The organism is Pseudomonas sp. PDM17 (genome assembly GCF_014851985.1).
Taxonomy (GTDB): Bacteria; Pseudomonadota; Gammaproteobacteria; order Pseudomonadales; family Pseudomonadaceae; genus Pseudomonas.
In genome coordinates this window covers 396,939-410,951 of record NZ_JACVAT010000006.1, presented here as the reverse complement: position 1 = coordinate 410,951, position 14,013 = coordinate 396,939, and the positions used below count along the sequence as shown (strand labels likewise).

General features: G+C 66.0%; 14 protein-coding genes and 1 pseudogene. 4 read left to right on the top strand and 11 right to left on the bottom strand.

All coding sequences use genetic code 11. The features are described 5' to 3' along the window. Nucleotides 1-219 precede the first annotated feature (219 nt). The 3 genes from IB256_RS23020 (at nucleotide 220) to IB256_RS23010 (ending at nucleotide 2,461) form a co-directional block, all read left to right on the top strand. Nucleotides 220-840: a hypothetical protein gene (locus tag IB256_RS23020; RefSeq protein ID WP_192404180.1), complete on the top strand. Its 621-nt coding sequence runs from the start codon at nucleotides 220-222 to the stop codon at nucleotides 838-840. A gap of 8 nt (nucleotides 841-848) precedes the next feature. Then, nucleotides 849-1,157 carry a transcriptional repressor gene (locus IB256_RS23015; protein ID WP_192289515.1) on the top strand — a complete coding sequence of 103 codons (309 nt, stop codon included), beginning with the start codon at nucleotides 849-851 and terminating at the stop codon, nucleotides 1,155-1,157. Between the two features lie 197 nt (nucleotides 1,158-1,354). Then, complete coding sequence (locus IB256_RS23010; protein ID WP_081517775.1) at nucleotides 1,355-2,461, top strand: NADH:flavin oxidoreductase/NADH oxidase; 1,107 nt, start codon at nucleotides 1,355-1,357, stop codon at nucleotides 2,459-2,461. An 81-nt stretch (nucleotides 2,462-2,542) separates the two neighbouring features. Here IB256_RS23010 and IB256_RS23005 read toward each other — a convergent pair whose 3' ends face one another. The 3 genes from IB256_RS23005 to IB256_RS22995 are packed head-to-tail and all read right to left on the bottom strand — an operon-like array spanning nucleotide 2,543 to nucleotide 4,520. Beyond that, a complete protein-coding gene (locus IB256_RS23005; RefSeq protein WP_192404178.1) occupies nucleotides 2,543-3,352 on the bottom strand; it encodes a hypothetical protein in 810 nt (269 codons plus the stop codon). A gap of 26 nt (nucleotides 3,353-3,378) precedes the next feature. Next, complete coding sequence (locus IB256_RS23000) at nucleotides 3,379-3,780, bottom strand: TssQ family T6SS-associated lipoprotein (protein ID WP_192289511.1); 402 nt, start codon at nucleotides 3,778-3,780, stop codon at nucleotides 3,379-3,381. Nucleotides 3,781-3,818: 38 nt separating this feature from the next. Continuing rightward, entirely contained in the window at nucleotides 3,819-4,520 is a 702-nt protein-coding gene (locus tag IB256_RS22995) for a PEGA domain-containing protein (RefSeq protein ID WP_192404177.1), read from the bottom strand. Between the two features lie 604 nt (nucleotides 4,521-5,124). Here IB256_RS22995 and IB256_RS22990 point away from each other — a divergent pair. Continuing rightward, nucleotides 5,125-5,454 (top strand): hypothetical protein, encoded by a 330-nt coding sequence (locus IB256_RS22990; RefSeq protein ID WP_138212580.1) that lies wholly within the window; start codon nucleotides 5,125-5,127, stop codon nucleotides 5,452-5,454. A gap of 51 nt (nucleotides 5,455-5,505) precedes the next feature. On the opposite strand, the gene IB256_RS30805 is transcribed toward IB256_RS22990, so the two are convergent. The 8 genes and pseudogenes from IB256_RS30805 to IB256_RS22955 form a co-directional block, all read right to left on the bottom strand. After that, entirely contained in the window at nucleotides 5,506-6,282 is a 777-nt protein-coding gene (locus tag IB256_RS30805) for a cache domain-containing protein (protein WP_405306971.1), read from the bottom strand. 87 nt (nucleotides 6,283-6,369) lie between these two features. Then, nucleotides 6,370-6,663, bottom strand: a pseudogene (locus IB256_RS31045) (methyl-accepting chemotaxis protein); the annotation flags it as partial. Between the two features lie 206 nt (nucleotides 6,664-6,869). After that, on the bottom strand, nucleotides 6,870-7,346 hold the full coding sequence (locus tag IB256_RS22980) for an ester cyclase (protein WP_024766936.1): 477 nt from the start codon (nucleotides 7,344-7,346) through the stop codon (nucleotides 6,870-6,872). An 86-nt stretch (nucleotides 7,347-7,432) separates the two neighbouring features. Then, complete coding sequence (locus IB256_RS22975) at nucleotides 7,433-9,295, bottom strand: FAD-dependent oxidoreductase (RefSeq protein ID WP_192289506.1); 1,863 nt, start codon at nucleotides 9,293-9,295, stop codon at nucleotides 7,433-7,435. Between the two features lie 291 nt (nucleotides 9,296-9,586). Continuing rightward, nucleotides 9,587-11,011 carry a gamma-aminobutyraldehyde dehydrogenase gene (locus tag IB256_RS22970; protein ID WP_192404175.1) on the bottom strand — a complete coding sequence of 475 codons (1,425 nt, stop codon included), beginning with the start codon at nucleotides 11,009-11,011 and terminating at the stop codon, nucleotides 9,587-9,589. Nucleotides 11,012-11,115: 104 nt separating this feature from the next. Then, nucleotides 11,116-11,937, bottom strand: a complete 822-nt coding sequence (locus IB256_RS22965; protein ID WP_192289502.1) for an ABC transporter permease — start codon at nucleotides 11,935-11,937, stop codon at nucleotides 11,116-11,118. Further along, nucleotides 11,927-12,877 carry an ABC transporter permease gene (locus IB256_RS22960; RefSeq protein ID WP_192210090.1) on the bottom strand — a complete coding sequence of 317 codons (951 nt, stop codon included), beginning with the start codon at nucleotides 12,875-12,877 and terminating at the stop codon, nucleotides 11,927-11,929. The genes IB256_RS22965 and IB256_RS22960 overlap by 11 nt, the downstream gene beginning before the upstream one ends. A 1-nt stretch (nucleotide 12,878) precedes the next feature. Then, nucleotides 12,879-13,907, bottom strand: coding sequence for an ABC transporter ATP-binding protein (locus IB256_RS22955; protein WP_192224872.1), 1,029 nt, complete (start codon nucleotides 13,905-13,907; stop codon nucleotides 12,879-12,881). Between the last annotated feature and the right edge of the window lie 106 nt (nucleotides 13,908-14,013).

The window sequence follows — 14,013 nt, the reverse complement described above, 5'->3', positions numbered from 1 at the left end:
GGTGTTCTAGGAATAAGGACGGATGAGATCGAAAAACCGGCCATGTGCAGTTGCAAATAAATGTTTCGGCGCTGGTTTCCCGGCCTTTTCGATTTCTTTACACAATTTCTGTGCGTGTTTTTCGCGGCTCATCCGTCTTGTTATGTGAAAGCGATCGATTCGCAACGGATGCGAGCGACGTTTCTTTCGAGTAGTGCCCCAGACAGGAGAATCCCCCGCATGAACGTTTCCCTTCGCCAGCCCGTGCTGCTGGCCCTGGCGCTGAGCTGCGCGCCATTGGCCAACGCGGACTACCTGTGGCTGGAGCGCAATGCAGGCCAGAGCGCGAGAAGCTATTTCAGCGAAGTGCAGCCCGGCGAGCACCTGCCGGTGGCCCAGTTGCAGAACCCCCGCGTCGTTCTTGGTGAGGGCAAGACCGCGCCAATGCAGGCCGGCATCGACTCCTTCGAGATCGGCGGCGCTCCGGCGGGCGACATTCGGGTCGCCGCCCAGCGGGCCGAGGGTGGCACTTTGACCATCTATCAGGCGCGCGAGGGAAGGACCGAAACCCGGGCGCAGAATGATCTTGAACTGGTGCCCACCACGCCCGGCGGCAACACCTTCGCCCTGCACTGGAAAGGCACTGTGGTGCCGGCCTCGCAGGTCAACGTGTACACCTCCGAGCAGTGGACCCGCAGCCTGAAGCCGGCGGCGGACGCCACGGTGACCCTGATCACGCCGTTCCCGGCGCGCTACGTGCTGGAGGTCTCCGCCCAGGTCAATGGCGGCGCCAGCATCGAGGGCAAGCGCTATGACAGCGTGATCCATGTTTCCACACTGTCTTTCGAGGTGCGCCCATGAGAGTTGCGATGAAGGTCAGTACCCCGCCACAGCCGCGTCTGCCGCGCCCGGCCCGGCAACTGCTGGAGCACGCCGGCCTGCGCAGCAGCCTGCCACGGCTGAATATCCTCGATGCGCTGGTGATCTGCGGCAAGGCGACCGCGGTCGAACTGCACGCCTACCTGGAGGAGCCGGGCCTGCCCATCTCCCTCAGCTGCGTCAGCCAGACCCTGCGTCGGCTGCACCTCTCCGGCCTGCTCGAACGCGACGCGAGCAAGCGCTACAGCCTGGCCCCCGGCGCCGTGGCCGCCATGGGAAAGTCCAACGAGCTGCACTGACAGCGGCGATGCTCCCTGTAGGAGCACGCCATGCCCGCGATCGCGCGCATGGCGCGCTCCTACAAGGGGGCTGGCGTTTCCGTCCGCTTGCAGGGGGCCCGGCTGCGACGGAGCCACCTATCATCTGGGCCTATCCTTAGGCGATCCCGGTCTACAGTTGTAGGACAAGATCTGAAGACCAGAGAGGGAGTGCCACCATGAGCCAGTTGTTCGAGCCCCTGACCCTGCGCCAGCTGACCCTGTCCAACCGCATCGCCGTTTCCCCCATGTGCCAGTACTCCGCCCAGGACGGCCTGGCCAACGACTGGCACCTGGTGCACCTGGGCAGCCGCGCCGTGGGCGGCGCGGGTCTGGTGATAGTCGAGGCCACGGCGGTCGCCCCGGAAGGGCGGATCAGCGCCGAGGACCTGGGCATCTGGAATGACGAGCAGGTCGAGCCGCTACGGCGCATCACCCGCTTCATCGAATCCCAGGGCGCGGTGGCCGGCGTGCAGCTGGCCCATGCGGGACGCAAGGCGAGCACCTGGGCGCCGTGGCTGGGCAAGCACGGCTCGGTGCCGATCAGTGAAGGCGGCTGGACGCCGGTGGCGCCCTCGGCCATCGCCTTCGACCCGCAGCACACCGCGCCCATCGCCCTGAGCGAAGAGCAGATGGCTACCATCAAGCACCAGTTCGTGCGCGGCGCCGAGCGCGCCCTGGCCGCCGGCTTCAAGATCGCCGAGGTGCATGCCGCCCACGGCTACCTGTTGCACCAGTTCCTCTCGCCGCTTTCCAACCAGCGCCGCGATCAGTACGGCACCTGCTTCGAGAACCGCATCCGCTTCCTTCTGGAAGTCACCGAAGCCGTACGCGCGGTCTGGCCGCAGGAGCTGCCGCTGTTCGTCCGCCTGTCCGCCACCGACTGGGTGGAGGATGGCTGGAACCCCGATGAGACCGTGGAGCTGGCGCGCCGCCTGAAGAACCTGGGCGTGGACCTGATCGACGTGTCCTCCGGCGGTACCGCGGTGAACGCCGAAATTCCCGTGGGGCCGGGCTACCAGACGCAGTTCGCCGAGCGGGTGCGCAAGGAGGCGGGCGTCGCCAGCGGCACCGTGGGCATGATCACCGAGCCAGTGCAGGCCGAGCACATCCTGCGCACCGGGCAGGCCGACCTGATCCTGTTGGCCCGCGAACTGCTGCGCGATCCCTATTGGCCACTGCATGCCGCCGATGAACTGGGTGGCCAGCAGGTGCCGTGGCCGGCGCAGTACCTGCGCGCCGCGCAACGCGGTACGCCCAAGCGCAAGGCCTATGGGCAGGTTTGACGCCCGAGCGGGGCACGCGGGCCAGCACCGCGTGCCCCTACCTTTCCCTCCCACCGATGAGACAGGCGCCAGCGCGCGGGCTTACGGCTGATCGCTTCCTTTTGCCGAGAACAGCGCCGGACGGAGCGGGGTGGTGAACGGGCGATGCTCTTCGTCCCGCTCCGTCGTCACTGGCGTGCGCTCCACGCTGTCGATGTTCCAGCCGCCGGCTTCGTGCCTGAGCAGGTAGGCCAACGGAACGCCTCCCCTGAGAACACGTTCCGGGCCCTTGCGGCCAAGTGCGTAGAGGGAGACTTCATAGGTGTCGATCTCTCCGCTCTCGCCTCGGCTGGCAGGTACCAGGCGTGCATAGTTGAGCACCGGGGAGTCTGCCAGACGGCCCAGTGCGTGCTCACCCAGCTCGGCGTCGGTGTAGAGCGGGTAATGGATAGGGGAGGACGGCGTGCTGAGGTCGATCACCTGGAGAAACCCATAGCGCTGCCAGTCGCCGACGCCGAACAGGCCGGCGCCGGGGCTGGCCAGTACCTGGTAATGCTTGTTCGGCAGGTCGATGGCCAGCAGCCGGGCGTTGCGCATGTCTAGCCGGGGGAAGTTGCCCCAGGGCGTGGCGACCGCATTGAAACGCGTCCGGCCCGAGACTACCCAGGCGGACTCCCCGGCGGTCTGCAGGTAGACCGGCGCGTTCTTCAGCTCGCTGCGGTACTCGGTCCCGGTCTTCGACGCCTGCTGGGTGAAGCTGGAACTCAGCACGCTGATGGAAACCTGTTCGCCGCTCCAGAGACTCTCGACGGCAGCGCTCAGGCTTTCATGGGGGGCGGCCTGGGCGAGTGGCAGTGCGCCCAGTAGGGAAAGCGCCAGGCACAATCGGCCTGACCAGTGAGTGAAGGACATGGGGGGCTCGCGATCGGGGGAAAGGTTCAACGGCGCGCCGCCTGGACGAACACCGGGCCCCAGAGGGGATGGCTCGCTTCGGCGGTTCCCAGGTGGAAGGTCGGGTCGATCTGCAGGGCACGGTCGAAGGCGAAGCGGCATTGGATCGGCCGCTCGGTGACGCAGTAACTGAACGCGAGGTACTTGAGCGCCTTCAGCTGTACCTGGGTATCGCCGGCCCAGAGGGGCGGCGAGAGGAACTGTTCCTCGGCCAGGTAGTAGTGTCCCGTCTCATACAATCGCAGGCCGTCGGCGAATGTGCTCTCGGCGTTGGCCTGGGTGTCGTTCACGGGTGGCGCAGGCAGTACATCGAGGTGGCTTCGGCAGCCTGATGCCAGCGCCAGAAAAGCGACCAGCAGTGGGGCCGACAGAGTGTGCAGAGTCTTCATGGGGCTGTCCGTACACGGAAAAAGGAGCCTGCCGGCGCTCACTGGAAGCTGTGCTGCAGCGTCACCGACTGACCGGTGACTATCTGCACTTTCTGGCTGTAGCTGGGCAGGTCGGGGTTGCGCAGTTCGACGGTGTGGATACCGGGTGGCAGTTGCAGCTTTAACAGCGGTGGACTGATGCCGCGCTGGCGGCCGTCGATCCAGACTTCAGCCCACGGCTGCACGGCGACGATCAGCGTGCCGACCGGGACAGGCGCCAGTGTGCTGCGCGGTTTGGTTGGGCTGGCCGGTTTCGCGCCGGTGATGGTCACGGCGCGGGTGAGCACCGGGGAAGCCTTCTGCTCCTTGATCGCAGACGAAGCGGGCGCTGGCCGCTTGTGCTCCGCGTGTTTCTGAGCCGGAATCGCTGCTGGAGAGGGGCTGGTTGCAGGTGCAGGAGGCGGTGCTGCAACGCTCTGCGTGGCGGGCGCTGCTTGCCTGAAGGTGTCGGGTGAGATCTGACGGTCATAAGCCGCTGGGTCGGGCAGTTGGCCAGCGATTGAAGACAGCTCCGGCTCGTCCTCCATGGGCTCCTGGGTAAGGGACACGGTGCTTTCCGCCGGGTTGTCGGTGAGCTGCGTTTGCGCAGGAGTCCGGTGGCTTGCCTCGTGGCCTGTGGGAGGGACGACGGTGTCGTCGAATGCTCCGGCCTTCCACAGCGCCACCAGCAGCGCACAGGCGGCAACGCCGACGATCAGCAACCCGCTCGCGATTGGTCCCGGTATGCGCCGGGGGGCGCTGGCCGCTGGCATAGCTTGGGGTGGCTCCTGCGGCGAGGTCTGAGCAGATGGCCGAGCGGGGGGCGGTGAAGAAACCGCAGGGCGCGGCATCACGGTGTACGCGGTACCCGGACCGTCCCAGGAGCTCAGGGGCTCGACGGGAGCCGAGCCAGCGCGCTCAGTACCCGAAGGCGTCCGGGTGTCATGGGGGCGGGAAGCTTTCGAGGTGGATTCCATCGGGCGGCATCTTCAAGGGGGTAAAGAAGAGGCCTGGCCCTCGTGCTGGTAGCGTGTTGCCGTGCACGACGAGAAGCAGGCATTCAATGTTCGAAAAATGGCCGCGGATCATAGAAAGCCGATTTCCACGGCTCAAATGCGCTGGGTGGTTTCCGTCGCCGGCGTGGGGATTTGAGGATCAGGTCGCGCTTTGCGGCAGATTCCGGAGCGCCGCTCCAGGAGGTGTGACCGAGAGGTCAGGAAAAGAAATGAAATGTGATATCTGTCGCACAGTGGCGCTGTGATGCTACTCTCACCGCGCTCGCGCAAGGATTGCGCCACTACCCCTCAGAGCACCACTGGAGCACGCATGGACGCTTCTGCAACGCCTGCTGTCATTCCGCAATCGGAAATCGCCCTGCTGGCGAATATCCTCGCCCTCGCCACCCGCAACATGTCCAACCTCAGCACGCTGATCACCCAGTTGTCGGTGGAGCTCGGCCATAGTCCCGATCCGCACCTGCAACGTGTCGGCCAGCGGGTGCTGGCGGATGTGGATGTGCTGGCGAAATCCCTGGACACCCAGTGGGAGCTGATCGGCGCGCTGGCGCGCTTCTGCCCGCTGCTGTCGCGCACGCCGCTGGTGAAGCCGTCGCTGGTGACGGAAATCCACATCACCGAGTTGCCCGAGCGGACGTGATCCGAACTCCCCTGCAGGAGCGCGCATGGCGCGCTCCTGCAGGTTGATGCCCTAGTCGCCGGCCTGCGCCAGCTCGAAGCTCATCATCAGCGCCCAGGGCGCATCGCTGTCGCCCACGCGGATGGGTTGCAGCAATTGCACGCGGCGGCCTTTCACCTGTTCCCAGCAGCGGCCCTGGGCGATGGCGTTGCGTGCTTCCTGCGGCAGCTCGCCGGCCTTGTCGCCCAGACGCTTGGCGTCCGGGTGGGTGACATAGATGCCGGCGTTGGACAGCAGCGTGTAATGGCCGTTGCCCATGGGGCTCAGCTTGCCGAGGCTTTCCTGCAGCTGGTGCAGGGTGTAGTCGGCGCCCAGGATGCCGAGGAAGCGGCCGTTGGAATACATCGGTGACATGAACGAGGTCATCAGCACGGTGCTGCCGCCGACGCTGTACTCGTAGGGCTCCATGAACACGTCGCGGCCCTTGTCGCGGGGAATCTGGTACCAGTCGCCGCTGCCGTCGGCCTTGTCGTAGCCGACCAGGCATTCGCGCTGGGCCACGCCGCTGCCGCGGTGCCAGTAGGCCATGAGGCGCCCGCTGGCGTCGTGACCGGGGGCGTCGATGAACTCGCGGTCGCGGCCGTCGAAGGCATTGGGTTCGCAACCGCAGGCGAAGGCCAGCAGCTCGGGGTTGCGGGTCAGGTACTCGTGCATTACCGCGTCGATCTGCTCACGCTGCGGGCCGAGGTTGCGGCTCTTCATGCCGAGGATGAAATGCTTCAGGCCATAGAGCGCGGTGGCCATCACGGCGAAGCGCGCCTCCAGTCGCTGGGTCTGGCTGGCGAGCACCACGCGGGCGGTGTCCAGCAGGCTGGAGTGCTCGGCCTGTTCGACGTCGGCCAGGGCGCGGGCGCTCTCGTTCTTGATCGAGGCAACGACGTTGCCGATGTCGGCGGTGGCGTTGGCCGACTGGGTCGCCAGGCGGCGTACCTCATCGGCGACCACCGCGAAGCCGCGCCCGCTTTCCCCGGCGCGGGCGGCTTCGATGGCGGCGTTGAGGGCCACCAGGTTGGTGTTCTTGGCGATCTGCTTGATGACTTCGGAGACTTTGCTGATCTCGGTCCAGCGCACATTGAGGTCGGCGATCAGCTGCTTGACCTGGTCGATGGTGGAGCGGGTGCTGGAGCTGTCTTCGGCCTTGGCGGGCCGTGGTTCGAGTGTGATTGACATGGCTTGGGACACTGCAGTGGCGGAGGAGGGCAGAGGTAGGCGAAGGATCGTTTTCTTGTTGTGGCAGACGCACCCCCGAGAGGCGAATCTGTGGCAGGCGCAGGTCGTAGGATGGTGTAGAGCGCAGCGATACCCATCGCTCCTTGCGTACAGCATGGGTATCGCTGCGCTCCACACCATCCTACAAAGGCGCTACCGGATGCCGCTTACCAGCCGAGCTGCTTGTGCAGGCCCAGGGCGTCGTAGTAGTCGCCCTGGTAGACGATCTTGCCGTCCTTGACCTTCACGTAGCTCACACCGTCGAACGACAGCGGCTTGTTGGTCGCCGGGGTCTGTGCATCCCAGGCGCCGGTGTTGGTGCCGCTGAACGTCCACTGGAAGGCGATGCCGTCCTTGTCGACGATCGGCTTGCCGTTCATCTTCCACGTAAGATCCGGAACGGCCCCCACGAACACCTTGATCACGTTGTCGCGCGCGGCATCGCGGCCCTTCTGCGGGGTGCCGACGGTGACGTCGAAGTACTCCGCATCCTTGGCCAGGTAGCCGGCAGCCTTCTCGGCATCGTGGGCGTTCCACGCGGCCATGTAGGCATCGACGATCTGTTTGGGCGACTCTGCTGCCTGTACGAGGCCGGCAAAGGTGAACAGCGACAGCAGGTAGAACGCTCTGACGAGGTGACGCATGCTTGCCTCCGTTGCGGGCGTGCCCGCGGGTTGTCGGCCGGACGGCCGTTAAGTGCGGCGCCGCGCGGTACGCGGCGCCGGATTCTTCAGGCCAGTTCGCCCACCGCGCGCCAGGCCTCGTCGATGGCTGCGTGGGCATAGGCGTCCCAGGCGGCATCGGAGTTGGCGATGGTGACGTTGCCGACCTTGGTACGAGCCAGGTTCATCAGTTTTTCGCTCTCTTCCTCATCATCGAAGAGGCTGTTGGAGAAGTACGAATAGCCGTGCGACCAACGGTTGATGGTGATCCCCTGGATATCCTTCTGATGGTCGAAGCCGGCCGGGCCGAGCATGGCCTGCAATTGGTCGCGGATCATCGCTTCCATCTGCTCGAAGCTCATGGCGTAGAGCTTGCCGCGGCCGACGCGGGCCTGGGTGCGTGCGTCCATGCCGGCGTTGGGGCTGGTGGGCACGTAGACCATGTGCAGGCCGATGGGCTGGTTCGGATCGCGCGGGTGGCTGTAGCCGCCGATGTCCACCGGGTAGTCCAGCTTCACGCGGCTGTACGGCTGGCTCGGCGCGTAGATCTCGTGTACGCCCAGCTTCATGAAGCTCTGCCAGTTGCGGATCACCACCTTGGTGTACACCAGCGGGAACTTCACGTTCTGCGCCAGGGCGTGGCTCTGCTCGGCGGAGAGGTCGCGCAGGATGTAGGGGATGATCATGTTGTAGCAGGCCAGCACGCAGTGCTTGGCGCGCACGCGATGCAGGGCGCCGGCGCGGCTGTAGCCGACGTCCACGCCGCCATCGCGGTTCTTCACGCTGACTGCGGTGCTGTTCAGGCGCAGGCGCACGGCGTTCTTCGGCTGGTCCAGCTTGGCGTAGTCGAAGGTGGCCAGGACGATGTCGTTCATGTCCTTGCCCGGCGCCACGCCCGGAATCAGGCCACGCACCAGCAGGCGCGCCAGCGAGGCGTTGCCGTCGGGGAAGTGGTAGATGTACGGCTCTTCCATCTCCGCCTTGGCTTCCTCGCTGATGGGCGAGAGGTCCATGGCGCCGAAACCGGGGAAGCCCACGGAGTAGGCCGAGTCGGCGGAAACGGCGTCGATGCTCAGCGCCGAGAAGTCGTTGGTGCGGCTGAGGAAGTAGCGGGTGGCGGCTTCGCTCAGGCCCACGTCCTTGCGCAGGAAGTCCTGGTAGCTGGTCTTGGCCAGGTGCGCTTCCTTCTCCTCGCGGGTCTTGCCGGCGAGGTAGTCCTTCGGCGCCTCGTGCAGGTCGATCAGCGCCTGGCGGTCGGCCTCGGGCAGCGGGAAGTCGGAGATGAACGCGCGCCAGCTGCGGGCGTTGAGTTTTTCCGGGGCGATGTCGTCGGCCACCATCGGTGTCGGGTCGCCGGACACCAGCTTCGCTTCGCCGAAGCCGGCCTTGTCGAAGAACACGCCGCGCGACAGGCCCAGGTTCGGGTAGAAGTCGCGGTCGAAGGCGGTCTCGAAACGGTCCACGTCGACGTTGAGCTGCTTGAGCAGGTTGTTGACCGTGTCGCTGTACAGGTGCTTGGGCGACTGGAAGGCTTCGCTGCCGCCGTAGCCGAGGATCATCCGCCCGCCGGCCTGGAATTCGTTGCGCTTGGCATGGCCGCCGAAGTCGTCGTGGTTCTCGACGATCAGCACGCGCGCCTTGGGGTGTTTCTGCCGGTAGAACCAGGCCGCGGACAGGCCGCTGATGCCGCCGCCGACCACCACCAGGTCGTACTGCTCCTCGATCTTCAGGCCATCGGTGTCGAATACCTTCTTCTCCCAGCCCATCTGGTGCGCGACCTCGAACGCGCCGGGATGGCTGCCGCGCATGCCGGTGAGGGCGGGCGGGTAGTAGCGGCCGGAGGGGGCGGCCTGGAGAAGTTGCAGCGGGGTGAGGCCCGCGCCGATGGTGAGGGCAACGCCGTTGAGGAAGTCGCGGCGGGTGATGGTCATGGGAAGTCCTTGCAAGGTGATGACCCGGGGCACGGGCTGTCATGGTTATGCCCTTCCATCCGGAAGGGAGTGCGGCATGCGTGGCCGCGCGGCGGTCCCGGTCGAGCGGGGGCCGCAGAACCACCGGACCTTGGTCCGGCGATTGCTTTTCACTGAACTACTGGGCCTAGCGAGCTAGAGCGCAGCAAGGCGGAAGGTGGTTCGGGCCCAGGAGTTTACGAGTAGCAAATGACTGGGCACGAACCACCTTCCAACGCAGCTCCGCCGACGCGCAGCAGGGCGTACTACCAATCAGTGTTTGATCATTACGTGGCGGATTGCTGTGTAGTCCTCGAGGCCGTACATGGACATGTCCTTGCCGTAGCCGGACAGCTTCATGCCGCCGTGGGGCATCTCGGTGGTCAGCATGAAGTGCGTGTTGACCCAGGTGCAGCCGTACTGAAGGCGGGCGGACAGGCGATGGGCGCGACCGATGTCGCTGGTCCACACCGAGGAGGCCAGGCCGTAGTCGGAGTCGTTCGCCCAGGCCAGCGCCTGTGCTTCGTCCTCGAACTCGGTGACCGAAACCACCGGGCCGAAGATTTCGCGGCGGACCACTTCGTCGTCCTGGCGGGCGCCGGCGAGCACGGTCGGTTCGAAGAAGAAGCCTGCGCGGTCGGCACGCTTGCCGCCGGTAACCACTTCGATGTGCGGCACCTGGCGGGCGCGCTCGACGAAGCCGACGACGCGCTCCAGGTGCTGCTCGGTGATGACCGGGCCCAGCTCGGTGTTCGGGTCGTCCTGCTCGCCGTACTGGATGCTGGCCACCGCTTCGCCGAGCTTCTGCACGAACTTGGCGTAGATGCCCTTCTGCGCGTAGATGCGGCAGGCGGCGGTGCAATCCTGGCCGGCGTTGTAGAAGCCGAAGGTGCGGATGCCTTCCACGGCGGCGTCGATGTCGGCGTCGTCGAAGATCAGCACCGGGGCCTTGCCGCCCAGTTCCATGTGCATGCGCTTCACGGTGTCGGCGGTGCCGGCGATGATGCGGCTGCCGGTGGCGACGGAGCCGGTCAGGGACACCATGCGCACTTTCGGGTGGGTGGTCAGCGGCTCGCCGACGCTCGGGCCACGGCCGAAGACCAGGTTGACCACGCCGGCGGGGAAGATGCTGGCCATCAGTTCGGCCAGGCGCAGGGCGGTCAGGGGGGTCTGCTCGGAGGGCTTGAGCACCACGGTGTTGCCGGCGGCCAGGGCCGGGCCGAGTTTCCACGCGACCATCATCAGCGGGTAGTTCCACGGCGCAATGGAGGCGACCACGCCCACCGGATCGCGGCGGATCATCGAGGTGTGACCCGGCAGGTATTCGCCGGCGGCGGAGCCTTGCATCACGCGGCAGGCGCCGGCGAAGAAGCGGAACACGTCGGCCACGGCCGGCAGTTCGTCGTTCAGCGCGGCGGAGTAGGGCTTGCCGCAGTTGTTGGATTCCAGGCGGGCCAGTTCCTCGGCGTTGGCGTCGATAGCGTCGGCCAGTGCCAGCAGGAGCAGGGAGCGGTCCTTCGGCGCAGTCTGCGACCAGCTGTCGAAGGCGGCGTCGGCGGCCAGCACGGCGGCGTCGACCTGGGCCGGGGTGGCCTCGGCGATTTCCACCAGGGTGGTGCCCAGCGACGGGTTCAGGACGGCGAGCTTCTCGCCTTCGCCAGCGACCAGTTGGCCGTTGATCAGCAGATTGGTTTGCATGGTTGAGTCCTCTCGTTCAGGAGCGTGGTGCAAATTCGGTTGGGGTGTTTCTTTTTAGGGGCCTGCCGGCGAGGGGGCCGGCGGGCCTGAGGGGTTCTGTTGGCTTACTTGCCGCTCCCCGCCACGCCTTCGCCACCCTTGGTCAGGTAGTAGGCGCCGAGTATTGGCAGCATGGTCACGATCATCACCAGCATCGCCACCACGTTGGTCACCGGCACGTCGCGCGGGCGGCCCAGCTGGTTGAGCAGCCAGATCGGCAGGGTGCGTTCATGGCCGGCGGTGAAGGTGGTGACGATGATCTCGTCGAAGGACAGCGCGAACGCCAGCATGCCGCCGGCCAGCAGCGCCGAGCCGAGGTTGGGCAGGATCACGTAGCGGAACGTCTGCCAGCCGTCGGCGCCCAGGTCCATCGAGGCTTCGACGAGACTGTGCGAAGTACGGCGGAAGCGCGCGATGACGTTGTTGTAGACGATCACCACGCAGAAGGTGGCGTGGCCGATGACGATGGTCAGGAAGCCCGGCTCGATGCCAAGGGTCTTGAACGCCGACAGCAGCGCGATGCCGGTGATGATGCCGGGCAGGGCGATCGGCAGGATCAGCATCAGCGAGATGCCTTCCTTGCCGAAGAAGTCGCGGCGGTACAGCGCGGCCGCGGCCAGGGTGCCCAGGAGCATGGCGATCAGCGTGGCGACGCTAGCGATCTTCACCGACAGCTCGATGGCTTCGAGCACGTCCTGGCGCGCGAAGGCGACGCTGAACCAGTGCAGGGTGAAGCCCTTAGGCGGGAAGCTGAAGGCCGCGTCCTCGGTGTTGAAGGCGTACAGGAAGATGATCAGGATCGGGAAGTGCAGGAACACCAGCCCGCCCCAGGCGGCCGCTTTCAGGCCCCAGGAAGCCTGCCCTTGAGATGAAGAGTCAGAGTGCATCGAAGGCCCCCAGGCGTTTGACGATGGAGAGGTACACGGCGATCAGCACGATGGGCACCAGGGTGAAGGCGGCGGCCATCGGCATGTTGCCGATCGCGCCCTGCTGGGCGTAGACCATGCTGCCGATGAAGTAGCCCGGCGGGCCCACCAGCTGCGGCACGATGAAGTCGCCCAGGGTCAGGCTGAAAGTGAAGATCGAGCCGGCGGCGATGCCGGGGATCGACAGCGGCAGGATCACCTGCAGGAAGGTCTGCCGCGGGTGTGCACCGAGGTCGGCCGAGGCTTGCAGCAGTGACGGCGGCAGGCGTTCCAGGGAGGCCTGGATCGGCAGGATCATGAACGGCAGCCAGATGTACACGAACACCAGGAAGCGTCCGAAGCTGGAGGTGGACAGGGTGTTGCCACCGATGCCCGGAATGCCCAGCAACAGGTTCAGCACCGGCTCAAGACCGAGGTGCTGGACGAACCACATGGCGACGCCGCCCTTGGCCAGCAGCAGGGTCCAGGCGTAGGCCTTGACGATGTAGCTGGCCCACATCGGCATCATCACGGCGATGTAGAAGAACGCCTTGGTCTTGCCGGTGGTGTAGCGCGCCATGTAGTAGGCGATAGGGAAGGCCACCGCGCCACTGGCGATGGACACCGCGACGGCCATCAGTACGGTGCGCTGGATGATGTCGAAGTTGGAGCCACTGAGCAGCGAGCCGAAGTTGGCCCAGGTCAGGTCCGGCGTCACCGTCATGGTGAAGTCGTCGAAGGTGTAGAAACCCTGCCACAGCAGCGTCAGCAGCGAGCCAAGGTAGATCGCGCCAAACCACAGCAGCGGCGGGATCAGCAGCAGCGAGAGGTACAGCGTCGGCTTGCGGTAGAGCAGGTTGCACAGACGGCGCAACGGGCCATTGCTGGCCTGTGGTACCGGTGCGTTCATCGTCAGTTCCATGTCACGCGCCCTCGTTCAGCACCACCATCGCCTCGCGCGCCCAGCGAGCGGTCACGCGCTGGCCCGGCTGGTGGGCGAGGTCGATGTCGGCCCACTGGCTGTTGGCCTGGCTGAGGCAGAGGTTCTGGCCGTTGTCGAGACGGATCTCGTAGCGGGTCGCCGCGCCCTGGTACTGGATGTCGTGCAGCAGGCCGCTGATCTCGATGTCCGAGGCGCTGCGCTCGCCATTGGCGAAACGGATGTGCTCGGGGCGGATGGAGAAGGGCTGGGCGTTGCCGGTCAGGCCCTGGGCGATGTCGCCGCGCAGCACGTTGGAGGTACCGACGAATTCAGCCACGAACGGGGTGGCCGGTTTCATGTAGAGGTTGCGCGGGGTGTCGACCTGCTCAATGCGGCCCTTGTTGAACACCGCGACGCGGTCGGACATGGACAGCGCTTCGCTCTGGTCGTGGGTAACGAAGATGAAGGTGATGCCCAGCTGACGCTGCAGCTTCTTCAGCTCACTCTGCATTTGCTCGCGCAGCTTGAGGTCGAGGGCGCCGAGGGGTTCGTCCAGCAGCAGCACGCGCGGGCGGTTCACCAGAGCGCGGGCCAGGGCCACGCGCTGGCGCTGGCCGCCAGAGAGCTGTACCGGCTTGCGCACGCCATAGCCGCCCAAGGCGACCATGCCGAGGGCTTCTTCGGCGCGCTTGAGGCGTTCGGCCTTGCCGACGCCTTTCACCTTCAGGCCGTAGGCAACGTTCTCCAGCACGCTCATGTGCGGGAACAGTGCGTAGTCCTGGAATACCGTGTTGACGTCACGCTGGTAGGGCGGCAGCCCGGCGGCCTCCTCGCCATGGATGCGGATGGAGCCTGCGCTGGGTTGCTCGAAGCCGGCGATCAGGCGCAGGCAGGTGGTCTTGCCCGAGCCCGACGGGCCGAGCATGGAGAAGAACTCGCCGTCCTTGATGTCGATGGACACCCGGTCAACGGCCTTGACGTCGCCGAACTGGCGGGAGACCTGGGTGAATTGAACAGCGGGAGTGGTCATGGTGCACGCTCCAAGGGGCAGGAATCCGGCGTAGGGGAGCCCTGCCCGTGAATCTGAGATACGGGTGTATCGGTACGTATTGGGTGGGGCGGGAACGCCCTCTCCC